This window comes from Citrobacter sp. Marseille-Q3906 (assembly GCF_916618775.1).
In the GTDB taxonomy this organism is placed as follows: domain Bacteria; phylum Pseudomonadota; class Gammaproteobacteria; order Enterobacterales; family Enterobacteriaceae; genus Citrobacter; species Citrobacter murliniae.
Genome location: NZ_CAKAKA010000002.1, coordinates 2,544,871 through 2,565,162, shown reverse-complemented (window position 1 = coordinate 2,565,162; position 20,292 = coordinate 2,544,871). Strand labels below are relative to the sequence as shown.

At 50.4% G+C, this 20,292-nt stretch carries 15 protein-coding genes; 10 read left to right on the top strand and 5 right to left on the bottom strand.

Going from position 1 to position 20,292, the window contains the following annotated elements; all coding sequences use genetic code 11:
- Window positions 1-22: 22 nt before the first annotated feature.
- From LG384_RS16475 to mgrA, 4 genes are all read right to left on the bottom strand, one after another.
- Window positions 23-973 carry a sugar ABC transporter substrate-binding protein gene (locus LG384_RS16475; protein ID WP_225761314.1) on the bottom strand — a complete coding sequence of 317 codons (951 nt, stop codon included), beginning with the start codon at window positions 971-973 and terminating at the stop codon, window positions 23-25.
- Between the two features lie 57 nt (window positions 974-1,030).
- The gene (locus tag LG384_RS16470) at window positions 1,031-2,236 is read right to left on the bottom strand and encodes a PfkB family carbohydrate kinase (protein WP_045445849.1); all 1,206 of its coding nucleotides are present in this window, start codon (window positions 2,234-2,236) and stop codon (window positions 1,031-1,033) included.
- Between the two features lie 276 nt (window positions 2,237-2,512).
- Entirely contained in the window at window positions 2,513-2,839 is a 327-nt protein-coding gene (gene ypeC, locus LG384_RS16465) for a DUF2502 domain-containing protein YpeC (RefSeq protein WP_045445847.1), read from the bottom strand.
- A 128-nt stretch (window positions 2,840-2,967) separates the two neighbouring features.
- Window positions 2,968-3,966 carry an L-glyceraldehyde 3-phosphate reductase gene (gene mgrA / locus LG384_RS16460; protein WP_225761242.1) on the bottom strand — a complete coding sequence of 333 codons (999 nt, stop codon included), beginning with the start codon at window positions 3,964-3,966 and terminating at the stop codon, window positions 2,968-2,970.
- A gap of 181 nt (window positions 3,967-4,147) precedes the next feature.
- On the opposite strand from mgrA, the gene LG384_RS16455 reads away from it, so the two are divergent.
- The gene (locus tag LG384_RS16455; protein ID WP_225761241.1) at window positions 4,148-5,800 is read left to right on the top strand and encodes an alpha-keto acid decarboxylase family protein; all 1,653 of its coding nucleotides are present in this window, start codon (window positions 4,148-4,150) and stop codon (window positions 5,798-5,800) included.
- Here the strand turns inward: LG384_RS16455 and LG384_RS16450 are convergent, their stop codons facing one another.
- Complete coding sequence (locus LG384_RS16450) at window positions 5,801-7,036, bottom strand: ion channel protein (RefSeq protein WP_045445838.1); 1,236 nt, start codon at window positions 7,034-7,036, stop codon at window positions 5,801-5,803.
- A gap of 204 nt (window positions 7,037-7,240) precedes the next feature.
- Here LG384_RS16450 and glk point away from each other — a divergent pair, with 204 nt between their 5' ends.
- The 9 genes from glk to fdnI all read left to right on the top strand — a co-directional run bounded on the left by glk (window position 7,241) and on the right by fdnI (window position 19,524).
- Window positions 7,241-8,206 (top strand): glucokinase, encoded by a 966-nt coding sequence (gene glk / locus LG384_RS16445; RefSeq protein WP_045445835.1) that lies wholly within the window; start codon window positions 7,241-7,243, stop codon window positions 8,204-8,206.
- A 190-nt stretch (window positions 8,207-8,396) separates the two neighbouring features.
- Window positions 8,397-8,723, top strand: coding sequence for a PTS fructose transporter subunit IIB (locus LG384_RS16440; protein ID WP_045445832.1), 327 nt, complete (start codon window positions 8,397-8,399; stop codon window positions 8,721-8,723).
- A gap of 19 nt (window positions 8,724-8,742) precedes the next feature.
- Window positions 8,743-9,990: a PTS fructose transporter subunit IIC gene (locus LG384_RS16435; protein ID WP_225761240.1), complete on the top strand. Its 1,248-nt coding sequence runs from the start codon at window positions 8,743-8,745 to the stop codon at window positions 9,988-9,990.
- A gap of 17 nt (window positions 9,991-10,007) precedes the next feature.
- Complete coding sequence (ypdF, locus tag LG384_RS16430; protein WP_045445826.1) at window positions 10,008-11,090, top strand: aminopeptidase; 1,083 nt, start codon at window positions 10,008-10,010, stop codon at window positions 11,088-11,090.
- Window positions 11,090-12,130 (top strand): aminopeptidase, encoded by a 1,041-nt coding sequence (gene ypdE, locus LG384_RS16425; RefSeq protein ID WP_225761239.1) that lies wholly within the window; start codon window positions 11,090-11,092, stop codon window positions 12,128-12,130. The genes ypdF and ypdE overlap by 1 nt, the downstream gene beginning before the upstream one ends.
- A 23-nt stretch (window positions 12,131-12,153) precedes the next feature.
- The gene (gene ptsP, locus LG384_RS16420; protein WP_225761238.1) at window positions 12,154-14,649 is read left to right on the top strand and encodes a phosphoenolpyruvate--protein phosphotransferase; all 2,496 of its coding nucleotides are present in this window, start codon (window positions 12,154-12,156) and stop codon (window positions 14,647-14,649) included.
- Window positions 14,650-14,936: 287 nt separating this feature from the next.
- Entirely contained in the window at window positions 14,937-17,987 is a 3,051-nt protein-coding gene (gene fdnG, locus LG384_RS16415; protein ID WP_225761237.1) for a formate dehydrogenase-N subunit alpha, read from the top strand.
- 12 nt (window positions 17,988-17,999) lie between these two features.
- Complete coding sequence (fdxH, locus tag LG384_RS16410; RefSeq protein ID WP_225761236.1) at window positions 18,000-18,884, top strand: formate dehydrogenase subunit beta; 885 nt, start codon at window positions 18,000-18,002, stop codon at window positions 18,882-18,884.
- The gene (gene fdnI, locus LG384_RS16405) at window positions 18,877-19,524 is read left to right on the top strand and encodes a formate dehydrogenase-N subunit gamma (protein ID WP_225761235.1); all 648 of its coding nucleotides are present in this window, start codon (window positions 18,877-18,879) and stop codon (window positions 19,522-19,524) included. Before fdxH ends, fdnI begins: the two co-directional genes overlap by 8 nt.
- The last annotated feature ends 768 nt before the right edge of the window (window positions 19,525-20,292 follow it).

Here is a 20,292-nt window from a genome sequence, read left to right as displayed (position 1 = left end):
ACACTGTTTTACGGTTATTAACTTATTGTTTAACGATAAGTTTTATTGGCGTTTCAACGTTGCTGGAGAGCTCACTCTGTTTTTTGCCATTTTTTAACGCATCAAGTGCGGCATCAATTCCAAATACGGCTTGTTGCGAAGCAAATTGATCTGCGGTTGCTAAAACACGGCCATCATTTAACATAGGCTTAATCGCTTCGATATTGTCATAACCAACCACCAGAACCTGGCCTTTTTTCCCGGCAGAGCGAATTGCAGAAACTGCGCCTAATGCCATATTGTCGTTATCTGCCAACAGTGCTTTGATATCGGGGTATTCACTCAGCATTGCAGCGGCCACTGCATTAGCGTTGTTAATTTCCCATTGACCAGATTGAACGGAAACCACTTTCATTCCGCCTTGCGCCATTGCGTTCTGGAAGCCGAGGGTACGTTGCTGAGAGTTACTGGAGGTTGGGATGCCTTCAATAATACCGACCTGATCGCCTGGTTTAAGGTGCTTCGCTAAATAATCACCAATTTCTTTTGCGCCTTTTTGGTTATCCGGGCCAACAAAAGGAATGTTGAGATTTTTGTCTTTGAGTACACCGTCATCAAATTTATTATCAATGTTGATGACAATGATACCTGCATCAATCGCTTTTTTAATGACAGGCACAAGGGCTTTAGAGTCTGATGGCGCAATGATGATAGCATCGGCTTTAGAGACGATCATTTGCTCTACGATCTGGATTTGATTTGCCGTATCCGTTTCGTTTTTGATGCCGTTAGAAATCAAGTCAAACTTGTCGGCGTTTTTTTTCTGATAATCTTTTGCTCCTGTTTCCATTGTCAGGAAAAACTCATTTGCCAGTGATTTCATGACCAGCGCGACTTTAGGTTTATGTGTCTGCGTATCGGCGGCAAAAGCAGGTACGGTGAAGGTGGCGGAAAGCGCTAAGCCGACAGTTGCACCGATCACACGATAAAACATTTTATTTTTCATGAAATTATCCTATAGGTGTAGGGGGCTGAATAATGCTCTAGACAGTTACTGCATACGATGATAAACGAGCGAATTACTGGGCATGTTTGATGCACCTTTACGTTCAACTTTCAACGATGCAAACGCAGAAGCATATTGCGCTGCATTGATGAGTCCTTTACCGTTTGCAATACATGCAGCCAGTGCCCCGGTAAAGGCATCGCCTGCTCCACTGGTATCGACAACGGCTGATTTATAGGCCGGAATATGAGTATAAGTTTTGCCATCAAAGATCAGACAACCGTCGCTACCTAACGTGATAATGACGCATTTTGCGCCCTGGATATGAATGCTTTTGGCGGCATTTTTTGCTGAATAAATATCAACTATGTTGATACCTGACAACGCTTCAGCTTCAATTTTATTCGGTGTGATAATATCGATTAAATGCAATATTTCTTTGATCTCGGAAACATAGGGTGCGGGATTCAGAACAACCAGAGATTTTCCGAGTTTTGCCTGCATGACGGCAAAGCGAGTGATAGGAAAATTATTTTCCAGTTGGGTTAAAAAAACTTTGCAATTACGAATGGTATCAATATCCAATAAAATATCTTCCTGAGTGAATGTTTCATTGGCCCCAAGATCGATACTGATCATATTGTCTCCAGTGGCACCTGAAACCCAAACCATTGCAATTCCAGTGGAGGACATTTCATTTTCAAAAAAAGAGAAAGATGAAATTTCAGTGTTCGTTAAGTATCTTTTTGCTTTTTTCGAAAACTCATCTGTACCTAATTTAACAGTAAGATGAACATTGTTATTGATTTTGGCTGCAGCAACCGCCTGGTTTGTACCTTTCCCTCCGGCATAAAAATGGGTTGCAGAGGCGCGTATGGTCTGGCCAATCTGAGGGAACGTTGAAGTTTCAGAGACAATATCTATATTAAATGAACCCAGTATGTAAATGCTTTCATCAATATAGTTATTTTGTTTGGTACGGGTAGAAATCGTTGTGATTTCCTTATGGCTTTTGAACCCGTTCAATATTGTATTTGTGAAAGATTGTTCAAATAAAGATTCATCAGGTGTGTTGTTTAATTGCGCGCCGCCATGGAATAATGAAAAAAGAGTATTCTGACTTAACTCATTTAAGTCATTACGGATCGTGCGAGTCGTAACTGATAATTCCTTTGCTAATTCGCTAACATAAACCTTTTTATCGGTTACCAGCTTAACCCGAATGGCCTTTTGTCTTTCTTGTTTTTTCATTGGCGCTCACCCCAGGTTTTATATTATTAAATTAATGTTAACGTTTATCGCGTAAAGTTCAAAAAAAACACGATTAATCGGAATTTTTTTTTCCGATTTTGTGAATTTGTGAAATGAACCGGAAAGATGGAGGACGCTCTGGGGGGGTTATTGTGGCTGTACGTAATCCAGCGTTTAGGAAAGTGTTACGCAAAAAGGGTCCATGTACAAACATGAACCCTATGTATATCGATGGTTTGTGTGAATACTGCCCCGGATGATGGGGGATTTGTTACATTAATGATGGTGTTTGTGGCCTCGCCCGCGACCACGATGGTCATCACGATCGTTCCAGCCTTCACGATAACCGCGCTCGTAAGCTTTGCGTTTATCCCAGCCACGATGGTAGCCATTGTCATGACGCCACCAACGATTTTTGCGCCACTCATAATTATGGTGCCAGTAATCCCGGTCGCGCCAGCGCCCGCCGTCCCAGTAGTTGCCGTAATTGTCGCGATCGCCAATTTGTAATTTAATCGACGGTAGCAGGGTGATTTCGCCAGCGTTTGCGGCCAGCGGTGCAAAAGCCATTAAGACTGCCGCCAGAATCAGTGACCTGAACATTCTTTCTCTCCTTCACGATCGAGCCGTAGCCGGCCTGTTAACGCAATATTACGGGGCAGTAAAGCCCCGTTTCATCGCCTTAACTCTTAAATCCTGAGAGAGAGCACTTTTTGTTAATAAATGTGTCTTTATTTCAACCGACCCAGAATGGCATCAATCTCTGCACATTCTGCCGGTGAGAAATGACGGTTTGCCAGCATGCCGACAGCGTCTTCAATTTGCGCCGGTTTGCTGGCACCAATCAGCACTGAGGTGACTTTGTCTTCCCGTAACACCCAGGCCAGCGCCATCTGGGAGAGCTTTTGTCCTCGCCGCTCAGCCAGTTCATTCAACAAACGAACTTTGTTTAATTTTTCCGCAGTAATTTGGTCCGGATTAAGAAAACGGCTGCCGCTTGCTGCACGAGAATCCGCAGGAATACCGTTCAGGTAGCGATCGGTTAATTGTCCACCTGCCAGCGGTGAGAAGGCGATACTGCCAACTCCTTTCTCCTGCAGCAGTGAGAGTAAACCTCCTTCAACCCAGCGTTCAAACATGGAATATTTGGGCTGGTGGATAAGGCATGGAGTCCCTAAATCGTCGAGGATTTCAATGGCCTGTCTGGCAAGGTCGGCAGGATAGTTAGACAGCCCGACATACAGCGCTTTGCCCTGACGGACAATATGATCCAGTGCCTTCATGGTTTCTGTAAGCGGTGTTTCAGGATCGGGACGATGGTGATAGAAGATATCAACATATTCCAGACCCATGCGTTTCAGGCTTTGGTCGAGGCTGGCTATCAGATATTTACGCGAACCCCAGTCGCCGTAGGGACCATCCCACATGGTGTAGCCTGCTTTGGTGGAAATGATGAGTTCATCCCGCCACGGCAAAAAATCTTCCTGCAGAATGCGTCCGAAATTTCGCTCAGCCGAGCCTGGTGGTGGCCCGTAGTTATTGGCGAGATCAAAATGGGTGATCCCCAGATCGAAAGCGCGCTGTAACAGGCTCCGGCTGTTCTCGACTTGCGTGGTGTCACCAAAATTGTGCCACAGGCCAAGAGAGATAACCGGTAGTTTTAACCCGCTTTGACCGCAGCGGCGGTACTCCATTGTCTGATAGCGATTTTCATCAGCGCGATAAACCATGTAGCCCCCATTCCAGATAGTGAGAGTTTCAGTGTATACGTTTACACAAGTCAGGCCTCAATGAAATTTCACAGCAGAAACTGTAAATTCAGCTTTCCACCCCCTTCACGGCGAGTTTTCTGGACAGGTATCACAGTTCTTCGATACTCAACATGAGGTTACCGTCAGAAGGATAGCTGTCATGCAAACCCCGTATTCAGTTGCTGATTATCTGCTGGACAGGCTGGCAGGTTGTGGAATTGGCCACCTTTTTGGTGTGCCGGGTGATTATAATTTGCAGTTTCTGGACCATGTGATTGAACATCCCAGCGTGCGCTGGGTCGGGTGCGCGAACGAATTGAATGCGGCTTATGCTGCGGATGGATATGCCCGGGTGGCGGGGGCAGGAGCGCTTCTCACTACCTTTGGCGTTGGGGAATTAAGCGCAATCAATGGATTAGCCGGAAGCTATGCAGAATATGTTCCTGTACTGCATATTGTGGGGGCTCCGTGTAGCAGTGCTCAGCGGCGTGGGGAACTGATGCATCACACCCTTGGTGACGGTGATTTTCAGCATTTTTACCGTATGCACCAGGCGATTACCTCTGCCAGTGCGGTGCTGGATGCACAAAACGCCTGCTATGAAATTGACCGGGTTCTGCGGGCAATGTTGTCCGAGCGCAGACCAGGTTATCTGATGCTACCTGCTGATATTGCCAAACACCCCGCCACGCCACCGCAAGATATCCTCATTATTCCCCTGAACGAACCGGAAAGCAGCGTGGCTGCCGCGTTTCGTTTTCAGGCCCGCGAACGGTTAATCGACAGTCCGCGGGTGGCGCTGCTGGCTGATTTTCTCGCGCTGCGTTTTGGTTTACAGCCGGTTTTACAGCGCTGGATGGCGGAAACGCCGATGGCCCACGCCACACTATTGATGGGCAAAGGGCTTTTTGATGAGCGTCATCCGGCGTTTGTTGGCACTTACAGCGCTGGGGCCAGCAATGATTATGTACGCCAGGCGATAGAGGATGCCGACACGATCATCTGTGTTGGCACTCAGTTTGTTGACACGTTGACTGCCGGTTTTACGCAACGGCTACCGCAGGAACGCACTATTGAGGTCCAGCCTCATGCTTCGCGCGTAGGAACAAGCTGGTTTAACGTCCCCATGGAACAGGCGGTCACCACGCTACGAGAATTATGCCTGGAATTGTCATTCTCTCTCCCACCTGAACGTCCTCCTGTTAATCGTATTCCGGTTGAAAAGGGGCCGCTGACACAGGAAAACTTCTGGCATACGGTGCAGCATTATCTGGCACCTGACGACATTATCCTCGTAGATCAGGGGACTGCCGCATTTGGTGCTGCGGCGCTCTCGTTACCTTCCGGGGCGGAGGTGCTGGTACAACCGTTGTGGGGCTCTATTGGCTATGCTTTACCTGCCACATTCGGTGCACAAATGGCTTGCCCGGACCGCCGGGTGATCCTGATTATTGGTGATGGTGCGGCGCAACTGACAATTCAGGAACTGGGGTCAATGCTCAGAGAGGGTCAGTCACCCGTTGTTTTACTGCTCAATAACGACGGTTATACCGTAGAGCGTGCTATTCACGGGGCGAATCAGCGTTACAACGATATTGCCGGCTGGAGCTGGACGCAGGTGCCGCAGGCTCTGAGTCGGGAATGTCAGGCGGAATGCTGGCGCGTGGCGCAGGCTGTACAGTTGGAGGAAGTTCTGGCTCGGCTGGCATCACCGCAACGGCTTTCGTTGATTGAAGTGGTGTTGCCGAAAGCCGATCTGCCTGAACTGTTGCGCACGGTGACCCGTGCGCTGGAAGCCCGTAACGGCGGATAGCTATTTATCCGGGCGATTGGCGATCATCATCGGTTTACCTGCCAACAGCAACCAGGCGGGAAGCATAACGATACACAACAGCGGCAGCAGGGTGGTGTCTGGCACCACCACTGCGGCCATAAACAGACTCAGCCAGGCATCGCGTGTGACAACCAAGACCAGCCCCAGAATGGCACAGGAGACGGTGATTGCTGCCGGTACGGTTTCAACATGGGCGTGTAGCATAAGTCCCAGCGCCACACCCACGAATACCGCCGGGAAAATACGCCCACCGCGAAAACCGCTGGCGGCGGCAACCACCAGCGCGGCCAGTTTAATCACCGCGAGCATAAAATAGTCTGAGGCACCCAGAGTCTGGCTAAACGCCATTTGCTGCATTTCATCCAGCCCCTTAAACAAAGTAAGTGGCCCACCAATAACGCCTAATATGCCGAGGATAAATCCCCCAACACCGAGGATCAGCACCGGGTGTTTCAATTGATGCATCAACTGGTGCAAACGTGGCAAACACCAGACCGCCACCATACCTGCCGCAATAGCAATGGCGGCGACAATGGCACCGCTAAAAATATCGGTCAGATGCATCTGTGAGTAGTGTTCAATGGGCAACGAAAAATGAGGATGAAAGAACAGGCTGGTTGTCAGTGATCCCGCTGCTGCGGCCAGCAATGGCGCAAACAGACGATCCCACAAGGGAACATCGTTAGAGTTGTTCAATGTTTGCGAGAACACCAGCGCTGCGGCGACAGGGGTGCCAAACAGCGCGCCAATGGTGCCAGCAGAAGCGAGAATGGTCCAGTCCAGCTTATCAACACGGGGAAACAGCCGAACGCCAATGGCCACTGCCAGCGCGATATTCACGGTCATAATCGGATGCTCTGGCCCCAGACTGACCCCGCCCGCGAGGCCGAGGATCAGTGCGGCCAGCAGGCCCGGCAGTGCTGAAGTTGATACTGGCATACCGATCAGTGGTTCACAGGCCGGATCCGGGCCTGCATGACCCTGGCTGTAGCGAATCACTAAGCCGACCATTATCCCGGTAAGCGTAAGCATGCCGATGATCCAAACCGGAGAGTCATTGGCAATGCCAATACTGACGGGCAGACGCTCCCATAAAAATTGCTGTAAAACAGAGGCCACTTTCATTACTGCGATCAACACCAGACTGGAGGCGATGCCAATAATCAGCGCGGGGGTTGATAATAACAGCATCGTTCTGGCACGCGGATGGAGCATTTTCTATTCCTTCAAACAGAGTCATAGAGGTAGTTTGCACAGCCTGCCTTGTGGCATTGCTGCAAATGGTGCTGAAACGATAAAGTAATTATGTGACCTGGATCGATTTTCCACGGGCATCAGCCTTTGGGGCGTTGTTGTTATGCCCCCATGAATTTACAGTGTGCTAAAGATTTATTCTGACTTTAGCGGAGCAGTAGAAGAATGACAAAATATGCTTTAGTAGGTGATGTCGGCGGCACTAACGCGCGTCTTGCTCTGTGTGACATTGCCAGTGGTGAGATTTCGCAGGCAAAGACCTATTCCGGGCTGGATTACCCAAGCCTTGAAGCCGTTGTGCGTGTGTACCTGGATGAGCATAGCGTTAGCGTTGAAGACGGGTGTATTGCCATTGCCTGCCCGATCACCGGTGACTGGGTGGCAATGACCAACCATACCTGGGCATTTTCTATTGCTGAAATGAAAAAGAATCTTGGCTTCAGTCATCTGGAAATCATCAACGATTTCACCGCTGTATCGATGGCGATCCCCATGTTGAAAAAAGAGCACTTGATTCAGTTTGGTGGTGCAGAGCCTGTCGAAGGGAAACCTATTGCGGTTTATGGTGCGGGTACTGGCTTAGGCGTTGCGCATCTGGTGCACGTGGATAAACGCTGGGTGAGCCTGCCGGGAGAAGGGGGGCATGTGGATTTCGCCCCTAATAGTGAAGAAGAAGGCATTATTCTGGAAGTGCTGCGCGCAGAGATTGGTCATGTCTCAGCGGAACGCGTGCTGTCCGGCCCTGGGCTGGTGAATTTGTACCGCGCTATTGTGAAGTCAGATGGGCGCCTGCCGGAAAACCTGCAGCCGAAAGATATCACTGAACGTGCATTGGCCGATTCCTGTATCGACTGTCGCCGCGCGCTGTCGCTATTTTGCGTCATTATGGGGCGATTTGGCGGCGATCTGGCACTAACGCTGGGCACCTTTGGCGGTGTCTATATTGCCGGTGGCATCGTGCCGCGCTTCCTCGAGTTCTTTAAAGCGTCTGGTTTTCGCGGCGGCTTTGAAGATAAAGGGCGGTTTAAATCCTATGTTCAGGACATTCCGGTGTATCTGATTGTACATGATAATCCAGGACTGCTTGGCTCAGGTGCGCATTTGCGCCAGACTTTAGGGCATGTTCTGTAACTACACTGCTATACCCTGCGAAACCGCGCTAATCACGCGGTTTTTTTTCGTCTGTTGCCAGCCATTCCGACGCTCGTCACATTTCCGAATTGCGGGATTATTTATCCAGTAGAAGCATTATTTATCTGGTAACGGTCGTTGCTTTCCTGCATCCATAATTTCACTCGTTAACTATTACGAGGAGTCTGTTATGAGTAAAAAACTGATTGCAGTCTGTGCATGCCCGATGGGGCTGGCTCACACCTTTATGGCAGCTCAGGCGCTGGAAGAAGCGGCGGTTGAAGCGGGATACGAAGTGAAAATTGAAACGCAGGGCGCAGATGGCATTCAAAACCGCCTGACGGCGCAGGACATTGCCGAAGCGACGTTAATTATCCACTCCGTTGCCGTCACACCGGAAGATAACGAGCGGTTTGAAACACGCGATGTGTACGAAATTACTTTGCAGGACGCAATAAAAAACGCTGCTGGCATCATTAAAGAGATCGAAGAAATGGTTGCCGCAGAACAACAATAATTGTCGAAGGGAAACACGTATGGCCATTAAAAAACGCAGTGCAACCGTTGTGCCTGGCGCATCTGGTGCGGCAGCGGTAATAAAAAATCCTCAGGCCTCCCGCAATAGCTTTTGGGGCGAACTCCCGCAGCATGTAATGTCGGGTATTTCGCGTATGGTACCCACGTTAATCATGGGTGGGGTGATCCTCGCTTTCTCTCAACTGATTGCCTATAGCTGGCTAAAAATTCCTGCTGATACCGGCATCATGGATGCGCTGAATAGTGGAAGGTTCGACGGTTTTAATCTTTCATTACTGAAGTTTGCCTGGCTGTCACAGTCTTTTGGCGGCGTGTTGTTTGGTTTTGCTATACCCATGTTTGCAGCGTTCGTTGCTAACTCTATCGGCGGTAAGCTGGCGTTTCCGGCAGGATTCATCGGCGGGCTGATGTCTACTCAGCCCACGCAGGTGCTGAATTTTGACCCAACCACTCTGCAATGGGCGACGGCCGCTCCGGTACCTTCGACCTTTATCGGAGCGCTGATTATCTCGATTGTTGCCGGATATCTGGTGAAGTGGATGAACCAGAAAATCCAGCTTCCTGATTTTCTGCTGGCGTTCAAAACCACCTTTTTATTGCCGATTCTCTCCGCGATTTTCGTCATGCTGGCGATGTATTACGTGATAACTCCGTTCGGAGGTTGGATTAACGGTGGTATCCGTACTCTGCTGACGGCCGCGGGAGAGAAAGGTACGCTGATGTATGCGATGGGCATCTCCGCAGCGACTGCAATTGACCTCGGTGGCCCTATCAATAAGGCCGCAGGATTTGTTGCCTTTAGCTTTACCACCGATCACGTCCTGCCGGTGACTGCACGCTCTATTGCGATTGTCATTCCACCTATTGGTCTTGGGCTGGCAACGCTTATCGACCGCCGTTTAACCGGTAAACGACTGTTTAGTGCGCAGCTTTACCCGCAGGGGAAAACGGCGATGTTCCTTGCGTTTATGGGCATTAGCGAAGGCGCGATCCCCTTTGCGCTGGAAAGCCCTGTTACGGCGATCCCTTCATATATGGTTGGAGCAATTGTCGGCTCGACGTCTGCTGTCTGGCTGGGCGCGGTACAGTGGTTCCCTGAATCCGCCATCTGGGCATGGCCTCTGGTTACTAATCTCGGCGTCTATATGGCGGGGATCTTATTAGGGGCGGTTATTACGGCGCTAATGGTCGTGTTCCTGCGCCACATGATGTATCGCAAAGGCAAACTGCTGATTGAAAGCCTCTGAATATAAGGATTGTCATCATGAGTTTACTTGCCTCATTGCGCGAATGGCTAACGGCGCAAAGGTTGGACGCCGTGCTGCTTTCATCGCGGCAGAATAAACAGCCGCATCTGGGTATCTCCAGCAGTTCTGGGTTTGTGCTTATCAGCCATAAAAAAGCACATATTCTGGTGGATTCCCGTTACTACACCGATATCGCGGCGCGTACATGTGGCTACCAGCTCCATTTACTGGATGGGGCGCAGACGCTGTATTCGCGGGTGAATCAAATCATTGATGACGAAAACCTGGATACGCTGGGCTTCGAAGGAGAGCAGGTTAGCTGGCAAACGGCGCACATGTGGTCAGGTAAATTGCGCGCCCGACTGGTGAGCGTGGTACCGGATGTTCTTCGGCAGGTTAAAACGGCACAGGAGATTGCCTGTATCCGCGAGGCCTGCCGGATTGCCGATCTCGGTGCTGAACACATTCGTCGTTTTATTCAGCCAGGCCTCAGTGAACGAGCCATTGCCGCTGAGCTGGAATGGTATATGCGCACACTTGGTGCGGAAAAGATCTCTTTTGACACCATTGTCGCCAGCGGTTGGCGCGGCGCGTTGCCACATGGAAAAGCCAGCGACAAGCTTGTCGAAGCGGGCGAATTTATCACGCTGGATTTTGGCGCACAGTACCAGGGATATTGTTCGGATATGACGCGAACGTTTCGCGTCCCTGGTGCGGGACCGGCAGAAGAAAGCGCTCTGTTTCCCGTTTATCAAATTGTTCTGGCCGCACACCGTGCAGCGGTGGCGGCAATTCGCCCAGGAGTGCACTGCCATGAGGTGGATGCCGCCGCTCGCCAGGTCATTACCGACGCGGGGTATGGTGATTACTTTGGCCATAACACCGGACACGCTATCGGTATTGAGGTCCATGAAAACCCTCGCTTCTCCCCGACAGATACGACTTCACTGGCGGTTGGCATGTTGCTTACCGTTGAGCCGGGTATCTACCTGCCGGGGCAAGGGGGAGTGCGTATTGAGGATGTTGTGCTGGTTACGCCAGACGGCGGTGAGGTGCTCTACAGCATGTCGAAAACATTGTTACATACGGGAGAGGCGTAATGGATTTATCGCTGCTGAAAGCGCTGAGTGAGGCGGATGCCATCGCGTCTTCAGAACAAGAGGTTCGTCAGATCTTACTTGATGAGGCTGATCGTCTGCATAAAGAGGTGCGCATTGATGGCCTTGGCTCGGTACTGATTCGACTCAATGAATCGACAGGTCCGAAAGTGATGATTTGCGCGCATATGGATGAAGTGGGATTTATTGTACGCAGTATCTCCAGCGAAGGGGCGATTGATGTTTTACCGGTAGGAAATGTGCGGATGGCGGCCAGGCAACTGCAACTGGTGCGGATTACCACCCGAGAGGAGAGCAAAATCCCTGGGCTGCTTGACGGAGAACGTAGTGGCAATGATGTTAGCGCGATGCGGGTGGATATTGGCGCGCGCTCATATGACGAGGTCATTCAGGCTGGCGTCCGTCCGGGCGATCGCGTCACTTTTGACACTACTTTCCAGGTTTTGCCACACCAGCGGGTAATGGGAAAAGCCTTTGATGATCGGCTCGGGTGTTATCTGCTGATAGCGCTGTTACGTGAATGGCATGGCGCTGAACTGCCTTGTGAAGTCTGGCTGGTGGCCAGCTCCAGTGAAGAGGTTGGGTTACGTGGAGGGCAAACGGCGGCGCGTGCGGTTGCACCGGACATAGCCATTGTGCTGGACACGGCCTGCTGGGCAAAAAACTTTGATTATGGTGCGGCGAATCATCGACAGCTCGGCAAAGGGCCGATGCTGGTGCTGAGCGATAAGTCACTTATTGCCCCACCAAAACTGACAGCATGGGTTGAAAGCGTCGCTTATGAAACGGGTATACCGCTACAGCTGGATATGTTCAGTAACGGTGGCACCGACGGTGGGGCTGTTCATGTCAGCGGCACAGGGATCCCGACGGTTGTGCTGGGGCCAGCTACACGCCATGGGCACTGCGCTGCGTCGATTGCAGATTGCCGTGACATCAGCCAAACGCAACAACTGCTGTCGGCTCTTATTTCACATCTTACGCGCGAAACCGTTGTTCATCTGACGGATTTCAGGTGCTGATTTTGCGCTAACCAGGAGTTGTTATGCTCACGATTCAATTTTTTTGCCCGTTACCCAATGGCCTGCATGCACGTCCGGCATGGGAGCTAAAAGAGCACTGTAGCCAGTGGCAAAGTGAGGTGATATTTATCAATCATCGCCAGAATACCCGGGCAGATGCGAAAAGTTCGCTGGCACTGATTGGCACCGGAACGCTGTTTAACGACAGTTGCAGTTTAACCATTACCGGTAGCGATGAAGAACAGGCCAGGCGGGCGCTGGAAGAGTATCTCCAGCACCGGTTTATTGACAGTGACAGTGTCCAGCCCACGTTCTCAGAGCTGGCAGCTCATCCGTTGCCACGTTCGCTGATCCGCCTTAACCCGGATTTGCTGTATGGCAATGTGCTGGCTGGTGGCGTAGGGGCTGGTTCGTTAACACTTTGGCAGCGCGATAATCTGGAAGTCTATCGGGCAATAGCGGCGAGCGCTGAGGATAATACCCGGCTGGAGCATAGCCTGGTGACGCTGGCTGAACAGCTTAATCAGCAGCTGCGAGAGCGTGACGGTGAGAGTAAAACCATACTGAGCGCACACCTGTCCTTGATTCAGGATGATGGTTTTGCCGGCAATATCCGTCGCCTGATGCTTGAGCAGCATCTGGGATTAGGTGCGGCGATTATCGCCAATATGGAACAGGTGTGTGACAAGCTGTCAGCCTCCGGCAATGACTACCTGCGTGAACGGGTCAGCGATATCCGTGATATCAGCGAGCAGTTGCTGCACATCACCTGGCCCGAAAGACGTCCGCGTAATGCACTGATTTTGGAACAACCGACAATACTGATTGCCGAAGACCTGACCCCCAGTCAGTTTTTAAGCCTCAATTTGCAGCATCTGTCCGGCATGATCCTTGAGAAAACGGGCCGCACATCGCATACACTGATTCTGGCTCGCGCGTCGGCGATCCCTGTGCTCAGCGGCCTGCCTCTGGAGGCGATTAGCCGCTATACGGGTCAGCATGCGGTACTGGATGCCCGCTGCGGTGTACTGGCGATTAACCCAAACGATGCTGAGCGTGGGTATTATGGGATTGCACAAAAGCTGGCGGATGAATGCCAGCGGAGGCAGGCGCTTGATGCCGCACAGCCTGCGTTCACCAAAGATAATCAGCGCATTGATGTTGCAGCGAATATCGGTACTGCGCTGGAAGCGCCAGGAGCGTTTGCTAATGGTGCGGAGGGTATTGGGCTGTTTCGTACTGAAATGCTGTTTATGGACAGAGACAGCGCGCCTGACGAGCAGGAGCAGTTTGAAGCCTACCAGCAGGTGTTACTGGCCGCTGGCGACAAACCGGTCATTTTTCGCACCATGGATATTGGTGGCGATAAAAATATCCGTTATCTCAATATTCCTCAGGAAGACAATCCGTTCCTTGGTTATCGCGCGGTGCGAATTTATCCCGAATTTGCCGGATTGTTCCGTACTCAACTACGCGCCATTTTTCGTGCAGCGGCCTTTGGTAACGCGCAACTGATGATTCCGATGGTGCACAGTCTTGACCAGATCCTGTGGGTGAAAAGTGAACTGCAAAAAGCGATAGCTGAGTTGAAACTTGAGGGATTACGCCATGCCCCGGCCATTCCGTTGGGGATTATGGTTGAAGTGCCGTCAGTGTGTTACATCATCGATCACTTCTGTGACGAAGTCGATTTCTTCAGCATCGGCTCAAACGACATGACCCAGTATCTGTACGCGGTCGATCGTAATAACCCGCGAGTTTCGCCGTTGTATAACCCGATTACGCCGTCGTTTCTGCGGATGCTGCAGCAAATCGTCAGCGTGGCGCACGATCGCGGCAAATGGGTGGGGATCTGTGGTGAGCTAGGCGGAGAAGGGCGCTATTTACCGCTGTTGCTGGGTTTAGGACTCGACGAATTGAGTATGAGTAGCCCGCGTATTCCGGCCGTGAAAAGCCAGCTACGTGAACTGGACAGCCAGGCGTGCCGGGAGCTCGCTCTGCGGGCCTGCGAATGTCGCAGCGCGCAGGAGATCGAAGCGTTGCTGAATCAGTTTGCACCGCAAAAAGATGTCCGCCCGTTGCTGGCGCTGGAGAACATTTTTGTAGGCGAACCACTGAGCAATAAAGAACAGGCGATTCAGTTCCTGTGCGGCAATCTCGGCGTAAATGGGCGAACGGAACACCCGTTTGAGCTTGAAGAGGATGTCTGGCAGCGGGAAGAGATTGTCACGACCGCCGTTGGTTTTGGCGTGGCTATTCCACATACAAAATCCCAGTGGATCCGTCACTCCAGCATCAGCATTGTCCGGCTTGCGCAGCCGGTCGACTGGCAGTCGGAGATGGGGGACGTTGAACTGGTGATCATGCTAACGCTGGGAGCCGATGAGGGTATTAACCACGTGAAGGTCTTTTCGCAGCTGGCGCGCAAGCTGGTAAATAAGCAGTTTCGCCAGTCACTGTTTGCAGCGCAAGATGCCGAAAGCATTCTGGCCTTGCTGGAGGCCGAATTGACGTTTTGAGTTTGTGATAAATGCCGGGTAGAGACGCAAACGACGTCGAATCCGGTCTACAGACGGGTACGTTTGCAGGCCGGATTCAGCAGGCAGTGGCACATGAAATAGCGTTTAACGACCCATTGATCACATTTCCGCCTTTCAGATACCCAAACGCAGTAAACCATTTCCATTCTACCGCCGATAGTGGCTTCTCTTGCTTGTTATAACCATATAATAACAATGGTCTATACGGCATATTAACCTTATAATAATCATCCCTTTTCATGTCTTAAGTTTAAGCTGGAGGACACATGGAGTTAAGCCGGAGGCAGTTCTTTCGAATCTGCGCGGGCGGTATGGCAGGAACCACTGTTGCATCCCTCGGATTTTTATCATCTTTTTCCGTTCACGCGGAAACCCGTCAATATAAACTCTTAAAAGCAAAAGAGACGCGGAATAACTGTACATACTGTTCAGTGGGCTGCGGCATGTTGATGTACAGCCTTGGCGATACGGCCAAAAATGTCAAAGAAAGCATCTACCATATTGAGGGCGATCCGGATCATCCTGTAAGTCGCGGCTCCTTGTGCCCGAAAGGTGCGGGCGTTCTGGATTATATTCATAGCGAAACGCGCCTGCAGTATCCTGAATATCGTGCACCGGGCTCTGATAAATGGCAGCGAATCAGCTGGGAAGATGCGATTAATCGAATTGCTCGATTAATGAAAGATGACCGTGACGCAAACTTTATTGAGAAAAACCCCCAGGGTGTGACCGTTAACCGCTGGACCACAACCGGTATGTTGTGCTCCTCGGCGGCAAGTAATGAAACCGGAATTCTCGACGGCAAATTTACCCGTAGCCTGGGAATGGTGGCTATCGATTGCCAGGCCCGGCTGTGCCACGGCCCAACCGTGTCTGCGTTGGCACCGACCTTTGGTCGTGGAGCGATGACCAATAACTGGGTCGATATTAAAAATGCCAACGTGGTGCTGATTATGGGGGGCAACGCCGCCGAAGCACATCCGGTTGGTTTTAAATGGGTGATAGAAGCACAAACTAAAAACGACGCTACGGTCGTGGTGGTTGACCCGCGCTTTAACCGTAGCGCCGCTATTGCCGATCTTTATGCGCCGATCCGTGCAGGGTCCGACACTGCATTCCTGCTTGGCGTGATTCGTTATCTGCTGGAAAATGATCGCGTGCAACATGAGTATGTGCGGCACTACACCAACGCCAGTTTGCTCATCCGCGATGACTATCAGTTCAACGATGGCCTTTTTAGCGGCTATGATGCGAAAAAAAGGCAGTACGACAAGTCCAGCTGGTTCTATCAACTGGATGAACAGGGCAATGCCCTGCGCGATGAAACGCTGACTCACCCACGCAGCGTGTGGAATTTGCTGAAAAATCACGTCGACCGCTACACACCTGAAATGGTTAACCGACTGTGCGGTACGTCGGTGGCAGATTTCAACCGAATCTGTGAAATCCTCGCCAGTACCAGCGTTCCGAATCGCACCGCGACAATCCTGTATGCGTTGGGCTGGACGCACCATTCCGCCGGAGCGCAAATTATCCGCGCAGCAGCGATGCTTCAGTTGTTGCTGGGCAATATCGGTATGGCGGGCGGCGGGGTCAACGCTTTGCGCGGCCACTCGAATATTCAGGGGTACACCGACCTCGGGTTGCTCTCCACTAACCCTCCTGGCTATATGCCGCTACCTTCCGCAAAACAACCTGACTACCAGACCTATATCTCGCAGGGTACCCCGCCTGCGCTTGGCGTGAATGAAGTGAATTACTGGAAAAATACACCAAAATTCTTCGTCAGCATGATGAAAAGTTTCTGGGGCGATCGCGCTACTGCTGAGAATAACTGGGGCTATGACTGGCTACCGAAATGGGATCGTCTATATGACGTGATGACCCAGGCTGAGCTGATGCTGGAAGGCAAGATTAACGGCTACATCGTACAAGGTTTCAACCCGCTGGCGGCGTTTCCTGATAAAAACAAATCCTCCCGTGCGCTTGCGAAACTGAAATATATGGTGGTTATCGACCCACTGGCGACCGAATCGTCGAACTTCTGGCAGCATCACGGTGAGATGAATGACGTGAAGCCGGAAGATATCCAGACTGAAGTCTTCCGGTTGCCATCATCCTGCTTTGCGGAGGAGGACGGTTCTATTGCCAACTCCGGGCGCTGGCTACAGTGGCACTGGGCGGCAGCAGAGCCGCCTGGCGAAGCATTGCATGATGCAAAAATCCTCGGGCGCCTGTTTATGCGCTTGCGTGAACTTTATCAGCAAGAGGGCGGAGCCAATCCCGAACCGTTGCTGAACATGAGCTGGGACTATAAAGATCCGTACGACCCGCATCCGGAAGAAGTTGCCCGCGAGGGAAATGGGATGGCACTTCAGGATCTCTATGATGATAAAGGGCAACTCATCGCTAAAAAAGGCCAGCAGCTCAGCAGCTTTGCGCAGCTTCGCGATGATGGCTCTACCAGTAGTTTCTGCTGGGTGTACTGCGGAAGCTGGACGGAGCAGGGCAACCAGATGGCTAACCGTGATAACAGCGATCCATATGGTTTGGGCTGTACCCCTGGCTGGGCATGGTCGTGGCCAGCGAACCGCCGTATTCTTTACAACCGTGCGTCTGCCGATCCCGCTGGAAAACCGTGGGATGCAAAGCGTACGTTGCTGCACTGGGATGGCAAAAAGTGGGCAGGTATGGACGTTGCCGATTACAGTCAGGCCGAACCGGGCAGCAATGTCGGGCCGTTTATTATGAATCAGGAAGGCGTCGCGCGTCTGTTTTCTATAGACAAAATGAACGATGGGCCGTTCCCGGAACATTACGAACCCATTGAGTCACCTATTGGCACCAATCCGCTGCATCCTGAGGTTATCTCCAGCCCGGTTGCGCGTATCTACCGTGGCGATATCGACAATATGGGTAAAGCTGACGCCTTCCCGTATGTCGCCACGACTTATTCCATTACTGAACTTTTCCGCCACTGGACCAAGCATGCATTGCTGAATGCTATCGCCCAGCCTGACCAGTTCATCGAAATTGGTGAAACGCTGGCGAGCAAAAAAGGCATTGCAGCGGGTGATACTGTGAAAGTGATGTCAAAACGAGGCTTTATCAAAGCGAAGGCGGTGGTAACTAAACGCCTGCAAACGCTGACGATAGATGGTAAGCAGGTCGATACCGTTGGTATCCCTTGCCACTGGGGATTTGAAGGTGCAACGCGCAAAGGTTTCCTCGCCAACACGTTAACGCCATCTGTTGGTGATGCCAACTCGCAAACGCCGGAATATAAAGCGTTTCTGGTCAACATCGAGAGGGCATAAGGGAAAGAACTCATGGCTATGCAATCACAAGATATTATCAAACGCTCGGCGACCAATAGCATCACGCCGCCGCCGCACGCACGCGATTACCGTGCAGAAGTAGCAAAATTAATTGATGTCACCACCTGCATTGGCTGCAAAGGCTGTCAGGTAGCCTGCTCAGAATGGAACGATATCCGCGATGAAGTGGGCTATTGCAACGGCGTCTATGACAATCCAACTGATCTCAGCGCCAAGTCATGGACGGTGATGCGCTTTAGCGAAACCACTCATAACGACAAGCTGGAATGGTTGATTCGCAAAGATGGTTGTATGCATTGCGAGGATCCAGGATGCCTGAAAGCATGTCCGTCTGCCGGAGCTATCATTCAGTATGCTAACGGAATTGTCGACTTTCAGTCTGAGCACTGTATTGGTTGCGGCTACTGCATTGCCGGCTGCCCGTTTAACATTCCGCGACTCAATCCAGAGGATAATCGCGTCTACAAATGCACACTGTGTGTCGACAGGGTTAGTGTCGGTCAGGAGCCAGCCTGCGTGAAAACCTGTCCAACCGGCGCTATCCAGTTTGGTACCAAAAAAGAGATGCTCAATGTGGCAGAAACCCGCGTGATGCAGCTTAAAAAACGTGGTTATGCCCAGGCGGGGGTATACAACCCACAATCCGTGGGCGGCACTCATGTGATGTACGTTCTGCACCATGCAGACCATCCTTCGCTCTACCACAATCTGCCGGATGACCCGAAAATTGCCGCGCCGGTGAACCTTTGGAAAGGTATTCTCAAACCACTCTCCGCTGCTGGATTTATCGCCACTTTTGCTGGACTGATTTACCACTACATAGGTGTCGGACCGAACAAAGAGGCTGATGATGAGGAGGATAGTGGTCATGAGTAAAAGCAAAATGATACTTCGTACTAAATTTATCGACCGTGCCTGCCACTGGACGGTAGTAATTAGCTTCTTCCTGGTATCACTCTCTGGTGTTGCGCTGTTTTTCCCGACGTTGCAATGGCTCACCGAAACCTTTGGTACGCCGCAAATGGGCAGGATCCTACATCCATTCTTTGGAGTGGTGATTTTTATCGTGCTGATGTTTATGTTCGTTCGCTTTGTACATCACAACATCCCCGATAAACAGGATCTTCCCTGGATTAAAGGTATTGTTGAAGTACTGAAGGGGAATGAACATAAAGTCGCTGATGTCGGCAAATATAATGCCGGTCAGAAAATGATGTTCTGGAGCATAATGAGTCTGATCTTTGTGCTGTTGGCCACTGGGGTTATTATCTGGCGGCCCTACTTTGCCCACTATTTCCCGATTAACGTTGTTCGCTGGAGCTTACTTATTCACGCTACTGCAGCTATCGTTCTGATCCACGCTATTCTAATCCACATGTATATGGCATTTTGGGTGAAAGGATCTATAGAAGGCATGATCGAAGGAAAAGTCAGCCGACGTTGGGCGAAGAAGCACCATCCACGCTGGTATCGTGAGATAGAGCGTTCAGAGAACCAAAGTGAAGGTACAAAATAGAGCCAGTCACTATTTTTAGTGGTTTTTTCATCAGTATCGTTTATTTATAAACCGTAAACAGCCAAAATTACATTGGCTGTTTACGGTATTGGTTAACAACACTGCAAGCATTGCAGTGTCTGATTCTCATCATATCCATTAATAGATGGATTAATCATGTCAATAGATACTTGATTATTGACCAAGTAAGATACAGATAGAATGCGATCTGTATTGATTGTAATGACCATCGAAAATAACGCCACTGGTAACGCTCTCTGGCGTCGGCTGCCGCGATTGCAGCTACAGAACTTTGTTTTTTTCTTCGTCTTAATAGAAGAGTGCGGAACCAAAGTATCAGAAGGAGTACAAGAAATATTTTTGTAAGCAATGTGCTGTATGTATTGAGATAATTTTCCAAAACACAATTGATATTATTCATTCTTATCTTCCATTTCCTCAACTGGTCGTAGTGGTTATAACAAGCAATGACTTACAAAGCTACTCTAAAGAAAAGTTACTGACGACATTCTCAACTGATTATTTTTATGAAAGCATGACATGCTGATGTTAGCTATGCATCTAATTCTTCTTTTTGCCATCATTATTGATGGCATCTTCCAATAAATTCCTGAAATTCGTCAAAATAAAGTTGAATGATTGTGCTTACATAACCTGGGTAAAAAGATATGGATCAAAAGCTAAACGATCTCGAAAAAAGTCCTTTAAGTATAAAAAAAGTACTGCCACTATGGGTATGGATGTTGTGATGTTTTCGTAAACCAATGC

Coding starts and splice junctions, on each gene's coding strand:
- LG384_RS16475 (WP_225761314.1), bottom strand. CDS start 973: ATGTTTTATCGTGTGATCGGTGCAACTGTCGGCTTAGCGCTTTCCGCC.
- LG384_RS16470 (WP_045445849.1), bottom strand. CDS start 2,236: ATGAAAAAACAAGAAAGACAAAAGGCCATTCGGGTTAAGCTGGTAACC.
- ypeC (WP_045445847.1), bottom strand. CDS start 2,839: ATGTTCAGGTCACTGATTCTGGCGGCAGTCTTAATGGCTTTTGCACCG.
- mgrA (WP_225761242.1), bottom strand. CDS start 3,966: ATGGTTTATCGCGCTGATGAAAATCGCTATCAGACAATGGAGTACCGC.
- LG384_RS16455 (WP_225761241.1), top strand. CDS start 4,148: ATGCAAACCCCGTATTCAGTTGCTGATTATCTGCTGGACAGGCTGGCA.
- LG384_RS16450 (WP_045445838.1), bottom strand. CDS start 7,036: ATGCTCCATCCGCGTGCCAGAACGATGCTGTTATTATCAACCCCCGCG.
- glk (WP_045445835.1), top strand. CDS start 7,241: ATGACAAAATATGCTTTAGTAGGTGATGTCGGCGGCACTAACGCGCGT.
- LG384_RS16440 (WP_045445832.1), top strand. CDS start 8,397: ATGAGTAAAAAACTGATTGCAGTCTGTGCATGCCCGATGGGGCTGGCT.
- LG384_RS16435 (WP_225761240.1), top strand. CDS start 8,743: ATGGCCATTAAAAAACGCAGTGCAACCGTTGTGCCTGGCGCATCTGGT.
- ypdF (WP_045445826.1), top strand. CDS start 10,008: ATGAGTTTACTTGCCTCATTGCGCGAATGGCTAACGGCGCAAAGGTTG.
- ypdE (WP_225761239.1), top strand. CDS start 11,090: ATGGATTTATCGCTGCTGAAAGCGCTGAGTGAGGCGGATGCCATCGCG.
- ptsP (WP_225761238.1), top strand. CDS start 12,154: ATGCTCACGATTCAATTTTTTTGCCCGTTACCCAATGGCCTGCATGCA.
- fdnG (WP_225761237.1), top strand. CDS start 14,937: ATGGAGTTAAGCCGGAGGCAGTTCTTTCGAATCTGCGCGGGCGGTATG.
- fdxH (WP_225761236.1), top strand. CDS start 18,000: ATGGCTATGCAATCACAAGATATTATCAAACGCTCGGCGACCAATAGC.
- fdnI (WP_225761235.1), top strand. CDS start 18,877: ATGAGTAAAAGCAAAATGATACTTCGTACTAAATTTATCGACCGTGCC.